Source organism: Ideonella aquatica (genome assembly GCF_018069755.1).
Taxonomy (GTDB): Bacteria; Pseudomonadota; Gammaproteobacteria; order Burkholderiales; family Burkholderiaceae_C; genus Ideonella; species Ideonella aquatica.
Window position 1 is genome coordinate 77039 of sequence record NZ_JAGQDE010000011.1, and the last position, 15361, is coordinate 92399.

Consider the following 15361-nt stretch of genomic DNA (forward strand, 5'->3'; position numbering starts at 1 on the left):
GCCACCTCGGTCCAGCCAACCTGCGGCAAATGGACGGGGGTCTGAACCATGAACATGACTTTTTCTGACCTGATGAAGCGCGTCAAGGACGAGGGCGGCGCCGAAGTCCGCGCGCTGCCCAACGCCACGCTGGCGGCGGCGCTGGAGACCGCCTTCGGCGTCATCATCGCCGAGGTCCGCGACGGCGGTGAGGGCGACACCCGCATCCCGCGCCTGGGCGTCTTCCGCTCGAAGTCGGTCATCGCCAAGGAAGGCCCGTCGGCCGGCAAGCCGGTGATGCGCACCCTGTTCGTGCAGCCCAAGCCGGCCGGCGAGAAGGCCGACGACACCCTGTCTGATCTCCAGGAGCCGTCCGTCGAATGAACATGACTGCAGTACAGGCGGAACCCGGGCAGACGGCTGAAGACCGCCTGGGCTCTGGTCGACCGCCCCTGCTGCTCTTCGCCACCTCGCACGTCTACGGGCGCCGCCCGGCCGCGGACGAGGTGGCCGACCTGTCCTTTGCCCTGGCCCGGATCCTGGTGGAGACGGCGCAGCGCCACGGCCTGCCCAAGGCGGCCCACCTGGCCCTGCCCGAGTACTTCGCCAGCCGGGCCGAGCTGCTCTCCGAGTTCGAGGTGGACGACGGCACGCCGATCGTCTTCTTCAGCCTGCGCGCCCCCGAGGACCACCGCTACCTCAAGGGCGCCGATGTCGGCTACTACGTCGACATCCAGGGCGACTATGTGGGCGACCACGCGCTGGGCGCCAGCCTGCCCACCGCCAACCTGGCGGGCGATGACCTGCTGCAGCGCTTTGTGCAGTACTGCCCGAAGCCGCCCACCTTCCCGCTCGACCCCAGCCACGTCAAGCTGCCGATCAAGCACAAGCTGGCCATGTCCAAGCTGCATGTGCGCCTGCTGCAGCAGCGCTCCAATGAGGTCCGCGCGCGCAACCTGCTGGTGGTGCAACCCGACCTGGACGAGATCACCCGCCTGGGTTTTGCGCTGGATCTGGCCGCCCGGCGGCTGGACGTGGTGCTGAACCTGCTGATCGTCTTCAGCACCGAGGACGGCCACGACGACCCGGTGGCCGAGGCGCTGGACCGGCTGGCCCAGCGGCACCCGGGCGTGGTGCTGCTCGAGACGCTGGACATCGAGCTCGGCCTGATGGCGGCGCTGCGCGACCTGGATTTCGAGCTGTTCAGCACCGGCTACCGCAGCCGCCACCTGTTCGAGAACGCGCTGTCCCAGCTGATTGGCCTGCGGGTGGCCACCCAGGACTTCGACGGCACCTTCGAGCCCGATCGCCAGCCGCTGTGGCGCCGCCTTCGCCTGGACCAGTTGCTCGCATGAAACCCGTCGTCTATTTTGAGGTGTCGCCGCTCTTCGAGCGCAATTTCAGCGGCATCCCCAACGTGGCCAAGGAGCTGGCGCGCCGTTTCCTGGCCGACGCCGACACGCTCGAGACGCGTTTCTTCATCAACTGGCACGAGATCCCGCAGTCCTTCGTGCGCCTGGCCATCGACGACGCCAGCGGCGCCCGGCTGGCCGACATGGCCCGCCTGCCGCTGCGCCAGATCGCCCCGGCGCCGGGCAGCATCGGCTTCTTCCCGAATTACAAGTCCATCCGCGGCGTCTTCAGCACCGAGGGCTTCATCGTCCATGACCTGAGCACGGTCACGACGCCGCAGTTCCACTCGAAGGAGACCATCCGCCACCACCGCACGACGGTGGCGCGCGACATCGAGACCTCGGACATCGTCTTTGCCGTCTCGCAGGCCACGCTGCGCGACCTGGAGCTGTATTTCCCGCAGTCGCTGAAAAAGCGCCGGGTGATCTGCAACCCCGGGGCGGTGGTGGCCGACTTCTCCATGCCCTCGTTCCACGACGAACGGCCGATCGTCACCGTGCTGGGCACGCTGGAGCCGCGCAAGAACATCCGCCAGGTGCTGGAATACATCGCCGAGAGCCCCACGTTCGCCTCGCGCTTCGCCTTCATCCTGCCGGGCAAGTTCGGCTGGGGCGAATCGATGCACCGCCTGATCGAGCGCCTGGGCCTGGAGCCGCAGGTCCAGGCCGGCACGATCCAGTTCCCGGGCTACATCTCCGAAGAAGCCAAGCTCGACCTGATCCGCCGCTCGCACCTGCTGATCTACCCGTCGGTGTTCGAGGGCTATGGCATGCCGGTGCGTGAGGCCTTCGTCTGCGGCGCGCCGGTGCTGACCACCCGATCCAGCTCCATCCCCGAAGTGGCCCCCAGTCACGTGCATTACTTCTCCCCGTTCAAGCGCGGCGACTTCGGTCGCCAGTTCGAGGCCCTGGCGGCGCGCTTCACCAGCACCGCCGCGGACACGCGCGGCCAGGCGATCGCCGAAAGCCACTGGGACAGCTCCTACGAGACCGTGAAATCGGCGCTGCTGCGATGAGCTCCCTGCTGGTTCGTGTCGAGGCCGATCACTGCCACATCGAGTGCGGCAGCCTGGGGTCGCATGGCCTGCACCCGCTGGTCATCGTCTGGTTCCGGGGCGATCCGGTGCAGGTGCTGCGCCCGGCCGCCCAGGACGCCAGCGGCCTCTACCAGCTGCGCTGGCCGCTCAGCAAGGACATGCCGCTCGAGTTCGTGGCCTTCACGCTGCTGGACTTGCCGCTGGCCGCGCTGCGCGCCATCTGGGACCCGGCGGACAAGCGCTTCCGCACCCTGGTCCAGGAAGACCTGCTGCTGCCCGCGCTGGAGCGGCTGGACAACCATGTCCCGCTGTTGCTCAAGGACGCCGACCGGATGGCGGTCTACGCCTACCTGACGCTGCTCTCGCGCATGCCCTCGGCCGGTGACCTCGAGGAGTTCGCCCGCCACCATGCGCCGCACATCGACCGCCTCAACGGCGTGCGCGGCGGCATCCTGGGGGCCCAGGAGTTCACCGACAAGCTCAAGGCCATGCGGCCGCGCTACTCGCTGCTGTCCGACAGCAACCTGCCGCGCCTGCTGGAGGACGTGGTCCACATCCTGCGCGTGCAGGCGCCGCCGCAGCAGCTGGACCTGGGCGACCCCGACCCGACGCGCCTGCTGGTGAGCGACGAGGCACTCGGCACCACGGTCCACATCCACGACGGCAACCGCTACGACGACGGCTGGGTGAGCAACACGCTTCGCCTGCGCTGCACCACCCAGCGGCCCGGAGCCCACCTGCGCCTCAAGGGCTGGCGGCGCGGCATCGGCGGCACGCTGCATGCGCTGCGCATCCGCTCCGACACCAGCGACACCCAGGTGCAATACGACGAAGATACCTTCGAGATCGTGTTCACGATGAACGTGCCGGCCCGCTACCACGTGGAGTTGGACCTGACCCCGCACTCGGCGGAAGGTGATGCGCGCGTGCTCGGTTTTGTTCTCATGGAATACCAGTTGTCGGGCAGCCCACAAGGCACGCTCGGCGCCCCTGAACCCCCCAGGAGTTCTACATGAAGCAGTACAAACAAGTCATCATCCACGTTGGGACCGACAAGACCGGCAGCACCTCCATCCAGAAGGCCTTGGGGACCATGCGCGAGCCGCTGCGCCGCCGGGGTCTGGCAGCCTACCTGCCTGGCGATGTGCATCCGATGCTCGGCTCGGCCTTCTGCGCCGAACCCGAAAGCTACGTCTTCAACCGCAACCTCGGCATTGCCGACCGCGCCAAGATTCAGGCCCGCGACAAGCAGTACCTGGTCGAGGTCGAGGACTTCATCAAGTCGGCGCAGAACTGCGAGACCCTGGTCGCCTCCTATGAAGGCTTCATGCATCTGCCCGACGAGGCACTGGAGGGTCTGTACAAATGGGCGCGGCGCTACGCCGACTCGGTGATCGCGGTGATGTACGTGCGCGAGCCGCATTCCTATGCCGTCAGCGCCATGGGCCAGAACGTGCGCATGGGCAAGGAGCCCTGCCCCAGCGGCCGCATCCCGATCCACAACTTCCCCGAGAAGGTCGGCCGCCTGGTCAAGCTCTTCGGCCGTGACTCGGTGATGGTGCGCTCCTTCGAGTCCGACCAGCTGACCGGCAACGATGCCGTGATCGACTTCCTGCACATCGTCGGCGCTGCCGACATCATCGATTCACCGGACTACGTCACACCCGAGCGCGCCAACCAGCGCATGACCTCGCGCGCCATGATGTTCGGCGGCGCCTTCGCCAAGGCGCTGCTGGATGCCGGCATCAAGCTGCCGTCGGCCGAGTACCAGCGCAAGTACGGTGGTCTGATCGCCGACCTGCCGGGCCCCTCGATCAAGCTGACGCCCGAGCAGGCCGAGGTGGTGGCCCAGACCAGCCGCGCCGGCCTGGACTACCTGCGCAGCGAGTTCGGCATCGTCTTCAAGGACCCGCCCGAGAAGTACATTGCGCCGGCCGACACCGCCTCGGAAGAGATCCTGCGCGACATCGCCAACGTCGTCACCGCCATGGTGATCAAGCAGTGCCTGCTCGAGAACGCCTTCGGCCATGTCGAGGTCGACAACATGCCGGCCCAGGCCAAGGCTGGCGCCGACCTGAAGCTGGGCATCACGCTGTTCAACGACTCCAGCGTGCTGTGGCAGTCCACCAACCCCAACCCGATCAACATCGGCTACCGCTACCGCGGTGCCGACGGCAAGCTGATCGCCGGCGGCGGCCGTACCCCGCTGCCACATGCCCGACTGCGCGCGCGCGACAAGTGCAAGCTGGAGCTCAAGGTGAAGGCGCCCAAGGCGCCAGGCGAGTACACGCTGGAGATCAGCGTGGTCCAGGAACAGCACGCCTGGCTGGACCAGAAGGGCTTCACCAAGTTCTCGTCCAAGCTGAGCGTGTCGTGACCGCGGTGGCCTTTGCGGCAGACTTCAACCGATGACAGCCAAGCCCTTCGACACCGCGATCCTGCATTTCGGCATCGACAAGACCGGTTCCACCGCCATCCAGGACGTGTGCAACCAGGCCCGGGCCGAGCTGGCATCGCGCTGCTCGTTGGTGTATCCGCCGGGCAGCTGGCACGCCCAGTTGGGCTCGTATTTCTCCAGCAGCCCGGCCAGCTATGCCCTCAACCTCGAGATGGGCCGCACCGACGAGACCGCGATCCGTGCGGCTGACGAGATCTACCTGCGCGAGCAGACCGAGTGGATCCGCGCCCAGCCGCCAGCGCGCCAGTTGCTGTTCTCGTACGAGGGCTTCATCGGCCTGAGCCAGCCGGAGCTGGCCGCCATGCGCGCCTACTGCGAGGGCTTTGCCCACCGCGTCAAGGTGCTGGTCTATGTGCGCCCGCCCCTGTCCTACGCGGTCAGCGCCATGAGCCAGCGCGTCAAGATGGGCCGCCCGGCCTGGGCGCCCGACGAAGAGCGGCCGATCTACCGCTTCAAGGAGCGCTTCAACAACCTGGTCAATGCCTTCGGGCGTGAGGCCCTGGAGGTGCGTCTATTCACGCGCCAGGCCCTGACCGAGGGCGACGTGGTGATCGACTTCTTCCACGCCCTGGGGCTGGACCTGGCACAGGCGCGCGCGCTGGCGCAGCGCCAGCGCAGCGCCAATGAAAGCCTCAGTGCCCATGGCCTGGCCTTCGGCATGGCCCTGCGCGAGCACCTCGCGGCGCTGGGCATCCGCATGTCGCAGGCCGACTTCAACAACCACCACGGCAGTCAGCTCAACCGCCTCACCGGCGAACCGATCAAGCTCAGCGCGGAGCAGATCGAGTACGTCCTGACCGAGTTCAAGCCGCACGCCGAGGTGCTGCGCGACGAGTTCGGCATCGTATTCGACGAGGTGCCCGAGCGCTACCTGCGACAGGCCGGTCCCCAGGACGAGGACGCCACCCGCTTCGCCCGGGAGGCGGCGCTGCTCTACCTGGAAGCCACGCTCGGGCCGCTGCGTCTGGAAAGCGCCCAGGGCCACATGGTCTGGGACACGCCCCCCACCACGATGCGGGCGGGTCAGGTCGAGCGCCTGCGGGTGACGCTGCAGCAGCAAAGCCCGCAATGGTGGCGCGGCACGCCCCAGATGCCGCTGCGCCTGTGCTACCACTGGCTGCACGCTGACCGCCGCATGGCCCACTTCGAAGGCCGGCGCACGCCGCTGCCCGTGCAGCTGGTGCACCCCGGCCAGCGCATCCCGGCCGACATCGAGGTGTTGGCACCGGCCGAACCCGGCCGCTACATCCTGCAGATCACCGGACTGCAGGAGGGCTGGTGCTGGTTCGAACAAAAGGGCTTCACGCCGCTGGAGTGCCCGGTGGACGTGACCCAGAACACCGCGAGCAACCCATGACCTCCACCCCGCGCAAGACCCTGTTCATCCACGGCGGCATGCAGAAGACCGGCAGCACCTCGATCCAGGTGACGCTCAGCGAGACGCCGACCACGCCGCTCTACCAGTTCCTCTACCGCGAGAACGGCAACTCGGGCTACTACCTGCGCTCGATGTTCGATGCCAGCTTCACCGGCAACCTCAACGAGAAGGGCAAAGGCCGTGTGGCCGGCCTGCACAACTTCGGTGACCGGGTCGAGAAATTCCTCGACCGCCCGAAGTCCGTGTTCGTGATCTCCTCCGAGATGATCGGCTCGGCCTTCGGCACTGCCAGCCTGACCATGATGCGCGACTGGTTCGCCAAGAAGGTCGACGACATGCGCGTGGTGCTCTACGTGCGCGAGCCCTACGGCTACATCGAGAGCCTGTTCCAGGAACAGCTGAAGAAGCGCTCGGTCGAGTTCGTGAACCTGGCGCGCATGAGCCCGCCCTACAAGGCCTGGTTCACCGAGGTGGAGGACGTCTTCGGCGCCGAGAACGTCATCTACCGCCACTTCAGCAGCGCCAAGCTGCGCAACGGCGACGTGGTCAGCGACTTCATCGCCACCACCGGCCTGGACCTGCCCGAATCCTCCATCGTGCGCAAGAACGAGGGCCTGTCGCGCCGCGGCGTGGCCGTGATCGCCAACTTCAACCATCAGCTCGCCAGCCGCACCCACAGCCGCGATCTGCAGGCCACGCGCTGGATCACCCGCCTGGCCTCGCAGCTGCCCGGCCCCAAACTGCGCCTGAGCAACGAGCTGCTGGTCGAGGCTGTCAAGGGCACGGCCGAGGACATCGCCTGGATGGAGTCGCGCCTGGGCTGTCCGCTGGGCCACCTGAACCGCAAGCCGGCCCCGGATGGTCTCACCGACCTGCGGCAGGTATTGGATCTGGACGAGGAAACCCGACGCTGGGCGGTGGACGTGCTGGGGGTCTCGGCGCAGTCCAGCGACATCGCTGCGACCATGACCGAGAAGCTGCAGTTGGCGGCCCAGGCCGAGGACGCCAGCATCCTGCGCCAGACCCGGCGCCACTTCGCGGTGGACGACCCGGACAAGGCGGCGCGGCGCGAGGAGCGGGCCGCCGCCCGCAAGGCCTGAGCGATGGCGGGCCCCTCCTGGCTCCGGTCGCTGCGGCCCGCCGTCGCCCCGGCCGCCCCCAGCAGCGCTGACAATCCCTCCATGAGCAAACCCTCCGCGAAAAATCTGGCGGCCCGATTCGGCAATGGCCATCTCGACATGGTCTCGGCCACCCAGATCTCCGGCTGGGCCTGGGACCCGGAGGCCTCGGACGGCCCGGTGATGGTGGAGATCCTCGACGGCGGCGAGCGCCTGGCCACGATCGAGGCCAATCTGTTCCGCCCCGATGTGCGGGACGCCGGCCTGGGCGACGGCTACTGCGGTTTCATCCTGAGCTTCAGCGCCTCGCTGCTGCCCAAGTCGCGCCACCTGATCAGCGTGCGTCGGCTGCGCGACGGCGCCGAGCTCACCGGCTCGCCCATCGAGCTGGTGCGCGAAGACGGCGGCCTGGACGACGCGGCCCAGCAGCACGTGGCCACGCTGTGCCGCAACGAAGTCGACAGCGCCCGTCGTCCGGCCGACCTTGACCGCGCGCTGTCCTTTGTGGTGGCGCAACTGGGCACGCTGCTGCAGCGCCGCGCCGAGCTGGGCACCGAACCGGCGGCGCCTGATCTGGGTCCCCTGAGCGAACTCATCGACGCCGCCACCCCCGCACAGTGGGTGCAGGGCGCCAGCATCGCACTGTCCACGCGCTACCGCCCGCTGCGCCTGCCGCTGAGCGGCGCCCCGCTGGTCTCGGTGATCATCCCGGTGCATGGCAAGTTCCAGCTGACCTACGACTGCATCGACGCCATCGCCAAGGCCCTGCCCGACGCGCCGATCGAGGTCATCATGGTGGACGACTGTTCCGCCGACGAGACCCTGCTGGCGCCGCTGGTCTTCGGTGGTTCGGTGCAGGTGGTGCGCAATGACACCAACCTGGGCTTCGTCAAGAGCTGCAACCGCGGCGCCTCGCTGGCGCGCGGCGAGTTCCTGTTCTTCCTGAACAACGACACCCTGGTGCGGCCGGGCTGGCTGGACGCACTGGTCAAGACTTTCGAGCAGGTGCCGCGCGTGGGCGTGGTGGGCTCCAAGCTGCTGTTCGGTGACGGCTCGCTGCAGGAGTTCGGCGGCATCGTCTGGCGCATGGGCGATGCCTGGAACTGGGGCCGCCATCGCGACCCGGCCGAGCCGCGCTTTTGCTTCCTGCGCGATGCCGACTATGTCTCGGGCGCCGCGCTGATGATCCGCAAGGGCCTGTTCGACGAGCTGGGCGGCTTCGACACCCATTTCGCCCCGGCCTACTACGAGGACACCGACCTGTGCTTCCGCGTGCGCCAGGCCGGCTGGCGGGTGGTGGTGCAGCCGCAGTCGGTGGTGGTGCACCTGGAAGGCCTGACCAGCGGCACCAGCGTGACCGGTGGCGGCATGAAGAAGTACCAGGCCGTCAACCACCGCAAGTTCTACGAGCGCTGGAAGGACGCGCTGGCCAGCCACGGCTTCAACTCCAACCAGCCCGACATCGAGGTGGAGCGCACAGTGCGCAAGCGCGCGCTGTTCATCGATGATGTGGTGCCCACCCCGGACCAGGATGCCGGCAGCAACGCGGCGATGCAGCACATCCGCTCGCTGATCCGCCTGGGCTACAAGGTCACCTTCATCCCGGCCGACAACATGGCCCAGATCTACCCCTACACCGAGGCGCTGCAGGCCATCGGCGTGGAGTGCATCTACCACCCGTTCTTCTGGAGCGTCGAGGAGTATCTGCGCAAGAACCAGATGCCGATCGACGTGGTCTACCTGCACCGCTTCACCAACGGCACCAAGTACGCCGGCATGCTGCGCCGCCACCAGCCCCAGGCGCGCATCCTCTACAACGTGGCCGACCTGCACCACCTGCGCATGGAGCGCGAGGCCCGCCACACCGACAACGCCGCGCTGGCGCAGCGCGCCGCTGAAGTGCGCCAGGTCGAGCTGTCGGTGATCCAGTCGGTGGACGCCACCATCGTCCACTCCAGCGTCGAGCGGGCGCTGCTGGCCGAGGCCACGCCGCAGTCCCGCGTGCATGTGGTGCCCTGGACCTACCCGCTGCGCCCGGTGAAGACCGATGCACGCCAGCGCCAGGGCGTGGTCTTCGTGGGCGGCTTCCGCCACACGCCCAATGTCGACGCCGCGCGCTGGCTGGTCGAAGAGATCATGCCGCTGGTCTGGGCATCGGCGCCCGATGTCCAGGTCAGCCTGGTGGGCAGCTACATGACCGATGAGGTGCGTCGCCTGGCCGGCCCGCGCGTGTGGACCATGGGCTATGTGCCCGATGTGCAGGCGATGTACGAGCAGTGCCTGCTCAGCGTAGCCCCGCTGCGCTACGGCGCGGGCGTCAAGGGCAAGGTGCTGGAGGCCCTGGCGGCCGGCCTGCCCTGCGTGATGACCCCCTGTGCCGCCGAGGGCATCCCGGTCGATGGCCCGCTGGGCGAACTCGTCGCCGAGGACCCGGCCCACTTTGCCGCCAAGATCCTGGCGCTGCACGCCGACCGCGCGCTCGCCGAGCGGCTGGCCCAGGCCGGCCTGGCCATGATCGCCGACCATTGTTCTGCCGAGGTGGTGGACGCCGCGATCGCCGCGGCCATCGAACCCAGCCCGGCCGCCGCCGCATGACACCCGCCCGCCCCCGCCGCAAGGTCATCCTGCATCACCATCTGTTCAAGAACGCCGGCACCTCGGTGGACGAACTGCTGCGCGCCTGCTTCGGCAGCCGCTGGGTGACGCGCGAGTTCGTGGCCCGTGCCAACCCCACGCCACACCGGCGCGAGGTGGCCGAGTGGATCCGCGACCACCCCGAGGCCGTGGCCTTCTCGTCGCACACCGTCGAGCTGCCGCCGCCCGACATGGGGCAGGTCGACATCCTGCCGGTGATCTTCATCCGCCACCCGATCGACCGCATTGCCTCGGCCTATGCCTTCGAGCGCAAACAGGGCGGCGACGGTTTTGGCAGCGTGCTGGCCCGCCACACCACGCTGGCCGGCTATGTCGAGGTGCGCCTGTCGATAGCGCGCGACCGCCAGTGCCGCAATTTCCACCTCAGCCGCTTCGCGCCGATGTTCCCGGCCACCGAAGGCACCGAATTCGAGCGCGCCAGCCGGGCGGTCGAGACCCTGCCCTTCGTGGGGGTGGTCGAGGAGTTCGACCGCTCGATGGCCCTGCTGCAGTCGCTGGTGCAGGACGACCTGCCCGAGTTCGTGGCCCGCAGCGTGCACGCCAATGTCAGCCGCGACACCAACGCGCCGCTGGAAGAGCGGCTCGAGCGCCTGCGCGCCGAGGTGGGCGAGGCCTGCTACGCGGCGCTGCTGACCCACAACGCCGACGATCTGAAGCTGCATCAGCAGGCCCTGGAGCGGCTGCGCGCCCGCACCTGAACCTGGCGACGGCGCCCTTTTTTGGCGCGGGTGGCTGGAAATCCCCCTGCGGGGCCCCATCTGCCTAGAATCGATCGCCTCCCGCACGCACGCCTGCCGCCGCCATGGTCCCCCACCTCGTCACCGCACTCATCGGCCCGATCAATGAGCTGGAGCAGCGCATCCTCGAGTCGATGCCAGCCATCGAGCGCTGGTTCCGCCTGGAGTGGATGGAGCACACGCCACCGTTCTACACCTCGGTGGACGTGCGCAACGCCGGCTACAAGCTGGCGCCGGTGGACACCAACCTGTTCCCCGGCGGCTTCAACAACCTGACCGACGAAATGCTGCCGCTGGCGGTGCAGGCGGCGATGGCGGCGATCGAGAAGATCTGCCCCGAAGCGCGCAACCTGCTGCTGGTGCCCGAACGCCACACCCGCAACATGTTCTACCTGATGAACGTGCAGCGGCTGGTGCGCATCTTCACCAACGCCGGCCTGAATGTGCGCCTGGGCACGCTGGACGAGGCCATCACCGAGCCCACACCGATCGAGCTGCCCGACGGCAGCAGCCTGACGCTCGAGCCGCTGCTGCGCAGCCAGCGCCGCCTGGGCCTGAAGAACTTCGACCCCTGCACCATCTTGCTGAACAACGACCTGTCGGCCGGCATCCCCAAGGTGCTGGAGGGCCTGCACGAGCAGTACCTGCTGCCGCCGCTGCATGCCGGCTGGGCGGTGCGGCGCAAGACCCGCCACTTCGAGGCCTACGAGGAAGTGGCCAAGAAGTTCGCCAAGCTGCTGGGCATGGACCCCTGGCTGATCAACCCCATGTACGCCCACTGCGGCGAGGTCGACTGGCAGGCCGGCACCGGCCTGGAGTGCGTGCAGACCCAGGTCGACGCGCTGCTCACCAAGATCCGCCGCAAGCACAAGGAATACGGCATCGGCGAGAAGCCCTTTGTGGTCGTCAAGGCCGACAACGGCACCTATGGCATGGGCATCATGACGGTGCGCGACGCCAAGGACCTGGACGAGGTCAACCGCCGCACGCGCAACAAGATGGACGTCGTCAAGGACGGCCAGCGCGTGACCCAGGTGATCATCCAGGAAGGCGTGCCCACCTACGAGCGGGTCAACGAGGCCGTGGCCGAGCCGGTGGTCTACATGATCGACCGCTATGTGGTGGGCGGCTTCTACCGCGTGCATGCCGAGCGCGGCATCGACGAGAACCTCAACGCGCCCGGGGCCAGCTTTGTGCCGCTGGCCTTCGAGAAAAGCAACCAGCTGCCGCGCCCGGGCGAGAAGCCCGGCGTCAGCGCGCCCAACCGCTTCTACATGTACGGCGTGATCGGCCGTCTGGCGATGCTGGCCGCTGCCTACGAGCTGGAAGCCACCGACCCGAACGCCGAAACCTACGATTGAAGCAGGGTCTCCCCGCCTGGCCGTGCGCTCCTGGGCGCCGCCGGGCGCAAGCGTCGCGACCGGGCAACAGGCCACCGATCGACCGCGCCGCCATCCGGCGCCACAATAGCCTGATCGGCGACTCGTCCCCACCCCAACTTGCATTCTCCTGAACGCGGCGCACAAACGCCGGGCGCGCTGGCCGCGCTGACTCTGGCAGCCCTGGGTGTGGTGTATGGCGACATCGGCACCAGCCCGCTGTATGCGCTGAAGGAAGTCTTCCACGCTGGCCATGTCGAAGCCTCGCCCGGCAACATCCTGGGCGTGCTCAGCCTGATCTTCTGGACGATGACCATCATCGTCTCTCTGAAGTACGTGCTGCTGATCCTGCGCGCCGACAACAACGGCGAAGGCGGCCTGATCGCCATGCTGGCGCTGGCCACCACGGCCGTGAAGGACAAGCCGGCGCTGCGCCGCGTGCTGATGATCGTCGGCCTGTTCGGCACCGCCATCTTCTATGGCGACGGCGTCATCACACCCGCCATCTCGGTGCTGTCGGCGGTCGAGGGCCTGGAGGTGGCCGCGCCCGGGCTGCACAGCTGGATCATCCCGATCACGCTGGTGGTGCTGACCGGGCTGTTCGCGGTGCAGCGCTTCGGCACCGGTGGCATCGGCAAGTTCTTCGGCCCGATCACGCTGGTCTGGTTCATCGTGCTGGTGCTGCTGGGCATCCCGCACATCGTGGCCAACCCGGCGGTGCTGGTGGCGCTGAATCCCATGCATGCGGCGGGTTTCTTCATCGCCCAGCCGCTGATCGCCTTCATCGCGCTGGGTGCGGTGGTGCTGTGCGTCACCGGCGGCGAGGCGCTCTATGCCGACATGGGCCACTTCGGCAAGCGGCCGATCCGCATCGCCTGGTACGGCTTCGTGATGCCGGCGCTGGTGGTCAACTACTTCGGCCAGGGCGCGATGCTGCTCAAGGAACCCGAGGCGGTGGGCAACCCCTTCTTCCACATGGCGCCCGACTGGGCCCAGCTGCCGCTGGTGTTCCTGGCCACGGCGGCCACGGTGATCGCCTCGCAGGCGTTGATCTCGGCGGCCTTCTCGGTCACCAAGCAGGCCATCCAGCTGGGCATCCTGCCGCGCATGGCGGTCAAGCACACCTCGGTCAAGGACACGGGCCAGATCTACGTGCCCTTCATCAACTGGAGCCTGTACGTCTTCATCGTGCTGGCGGTGGCGCTGTTCAAGAACTCGTCCAACCTGGCCTCGGCCTACGGCATCGCGGTGACGCTGGACATGTCGATCACCACCGTGATGACCTTCTTCGTCATCCGCTACGGCTGGAAGTACCCGCTGGGCCTGTCGCTGCTGGCCACGGTGTTCTTCTTCACGATCGACATCACCTTCTTCCTGTCCAACATGCTCAAGCTGGTGGCCGGCGGCTGGTTCCCGCTGCTGATCGGCGCCGGCATGTTCCTGCTGATGCTGACCTGGAAGCAGGGCCGCCGCCTGATGCGCGATCGCGTGCGCGACGAGGCGATCGACCTGGCCGGCTTCCTCGAGGCCATCTTCGTCAGCCCGCCAGTGCGCGTGCCCGGCACCGCGGTCTTCCTGGTGGCCGAGCAGGGCCTGACGCCCAATGCGCTGATGCACAACCTCAAGCACAACAAGGTGCTGCACGAGTACAACCTGTTCGTCACCGTGCGCCACCACGAGGTGCCCTGGATCGGCTTTGACAAGCGCCTGCAGCTGGAGTCGCTGGGCCACGACTGCTGGCAGGTGACGCTGAACTTCGGCTTCAAGAACGACCCCGACGTGCCCGAGGCGCTGCAGCAGCTCAAGGACCGCGGCGTGCCGCTGGATGACATGGACACCAGCTACTTCCTCAGCCGCGACACGGTGATTCCCACCTTCGGCGACGGCATGGCCATGTGGCGCGAGAAGCTCTTCGCCAGCATGCACCGCAATGCCGCCGACATGGCCGACTTCCTGAACCTGCCGTCCAACCGCATCGTTGAGCTCGGTGCGAAGGTCGAGATCTGAGCGTTCTTCCTCGGTGCTGAAGGACCTGTCCCTGCCGGCCGTGGTGGCCGGCTTCATCGCCGTGCTGGTGGGCTACACCAGCTCGGTGGCCATCGTCTTCGCCGCCGCGCAGGCGCTGGGCGCCACGCCGGACCAGACCGCCTCGTGGCTGTGGGCGCTGGGCCTGGGCATGGCGCTCACCAGCACCGGCCTGTCGCTGTGGTACCGCCGCCCGGTGCTGACCGCCTGGTCCACGCCCGGCGCGGCGCTGATCGCCGCCAGCCACGGCCTGGCCCTGCCCGAGGCCACCGGCGCCTTCATCGTCTGCGCGCTGCTGATCACGCTGGCCGGCTACAGCGGCCTGTTCGAGCGGCTGATGGCGCGCATCCCCGCCGCCATCGCCCAGGCGCTGCTGGCCGGCATCCTGGTGCGCTTTGCGCTGGACGCCGCGCTGGCCACCGCGGTGGACCCGCCGCTGGTGCTGGCCATGCTGGCGGCCTTCCTGGCCGGGCGGCGCTGGTGGCCGCGCTACGCGGTGCCGGGCGTGCTGCTGTGCGGGCTGGCGGTGGCCGCCGTGGGCGGTCGGCTGGCGCTGGGCGGCGTGACGCTGGCCTGGACCCAGCCGGTCTGGACCGCGCCCGTGTTCGCGCCGGCCGCCATCATCGGCCTGGGCCTGCCGCTGTTCATCGTCACCATGGCCTCGCAGAACCTGCCGGGCGTGGCGGCGCAGCGGGCCGCCGGCTACGACACCCCGGTCTCGCCGGTGGTGGGCACCACCGGCCTGGTCAGCCTGCTGCTGGCGCCCCTGGGCGGCTACGCGATCAACCTGGCCGCGATCACCGCGGCGCTGTGCATGAGCCCCGAGGCGCACGACGACCCGCGCCGCCGCTACTGGGCCTCGGCCTCGGCCGGCGTGTTCTACCTGGCCACCGGCCTGGCCGGCGGTGCGGTGGTGGCGCTGTTTGGCGCCCTGCCGCGCAGCCTGGTGGTCACGCTGGCCGGACTGGCGCTGCTGGGCACGATCGCCGGCGGCCTGCATGGCGCGCTCAAGGACGAGACGCGGCGCGACGCCGCGCTGCTGACCTTCCTGGTCACGCTCTCGGGGGTGAGCCTGCTGGGCATCGGCTCGGCCTTCTGGGGTGTGGTGGCCGGAGCAGCCGCACTGCTGCTGCGGCCACGCTGATGCGCTAAGCTGGCCGATGGAGCGTGGCAGGGGTCACGC

The 15361-nt window shown here is 68.4% G+C and carries 12 protein-coding genes; all 12 read left to right on the top strand.

Translation table 11 applies throughout. The features are described 5' to 3' along the window. Positions 1–54: 54 nt before the first annotated feature. The 12 genes from KAK06_RS13485 to KAK06_RS13540 all read left to right on the top strand — a co-directional run bounded on the left by KAK06_RS13485 (position 55) and on the right by KAK06_RS13540 (position 15322). Positions 55–363: a hypothetical protein gene (locus KAK06_RS13485; protein WP_210802640.1), complete on the top strand. Its 309-nt coding sequence runs from the start codon at positions 55–57 to the stop codon at positions 361–363. After that, a complete protein-coding gene (locus KAK06_RS13490) occupies positions 360–1334 on the top strand; it encodes a hypothetical protein (protein WP_210802641.1) in 975 nt (324 codons plus the stop codon). The genes KAK06_RS13485 and KAK06_RS13490 overlap by 4 nt, the downstream gene beginning before the upstream one ends. Continuing rightward, positions 1331–2407, top strand: coding sequence for a glycosyltransferase (locus tag KAK06_RS13495; RefSeq protein WP_210802642.1), 1077 nt, complete (start codon positions 1331–1333; stop codon positions 2405–2407). The genes KAK06_RS13490 and KAK06_RS13495 overlap by 4 nt, the downstream gene beginning before the upstream one ends. Then, positions 2404–3444, top strand: a complete 1041-nt coding sequence (locus tag KAK06_RS13500) for a hypothetical protein (protein WP_210802643.1) — start codon at positions 2404–2406, stop codon at positions 3442–3444. The genes KAK06_RS13495 and KAK06_RS13500 overlap by 4 nt, the downstream gene beginning before the upstream one ends. Next, positions 3441–4805 (top strand): hypothetical protein, encoded by a 1365-nt coding sequence (locus KAK06_RS13505; protein WP_210802644.1) that lies wholly within the window; start codon positions 3441–3443, stop codon positions 4803–4805. The genes KAK06_RS13500 and KAK06_RS13505 overlap by 4 nt, the downstream gene beginning before the upstream one ends. Positions 4806–4836: 31 nt before the next feature. Further along, complete coding sequence (locus KAK06_RS13510) at positions 4837–6243, top strand: hypothetical protein (RefSeq protein WP_210802645.1); 1407 nt, start codon at positions 4837–4839, stop codon at positions 6241–6243. Then, positions 6240–7364: a hypothetical protein gene (locus KAK06_RS13515; RefSeq protein ID WP_210802646.1), complete on the top strand. Its 1125-nt coding sequence runs from the start codon at positions 6240–6242 to the stop codon at positions 7362–7364. The genes KAK06_RS13510 and KAK06_RS13515 overlap by 4 nt, the downstream gene beginning before the upstream one ends. Positions 7365–7445: 81 nt before the next feature. Further along, positions 7446–9977, top strand: a complete 2532-nt coding sequence (locus tag KAK06_RS13520; protein ID WP_210802647.1) for a glycosyltransferase — start codon at positions 7446–7448, stop codon at positions 9975–9977. After that, positions 9974–10735, top strand: coding sequence for a sulfotransferase family 2 domain-containing protein (locus tag KAK06_RS13525; RefSeq protein ID WP_210802648.1), 762 nt, complete (start codon positions 9974–9976; stop codon positions 10733–10735). The genes KAK06_RS13520 and KAK06_RS13525 overlap by 4 nt, the downstream gene beginning before the upstream one ends. A 104-nt stretch (positions 10736–10839) precedes the next feature. Beyond that, the gene (gshA, locus tag KAK06_RS13530; RefSeq protein ID WP_210802649.1) at positions 10840–12135 is read left to right on the top strand and encodes a glutamate--cysteine ligase; all 1296 of its coding nucleotides are present in this window, start codon (positions 10840–10842) and stop codon (positions 12133–12135) included. Positions 12136–12273: 138 nt separating this feature from the next. Next, positions 12274–14160, top strand: coding sequence for a potassium transporter Kup (locus KAK06_RS13535; RefSeq protein WP_210802650.1), 1887 nt, complete (start codon positions 12274–12276; stop codon positions 14158–14160). Between the two features lie 13 nt (positions 14161–14173). Next, the gene (locus KAK06_RS13540) at positions 14174–15322 is read left to right on the top strand and encodes a benzoate/H(+) symporter BenE family transporter (protein ID WP_210802651.1); all 1149 of its coding nucleotides are present in this window, start codon (positions 14174–14176) and stop codon (positions 15320–15322) included. Positions 15323–15361: the final 39 nt, after the last annotated feature.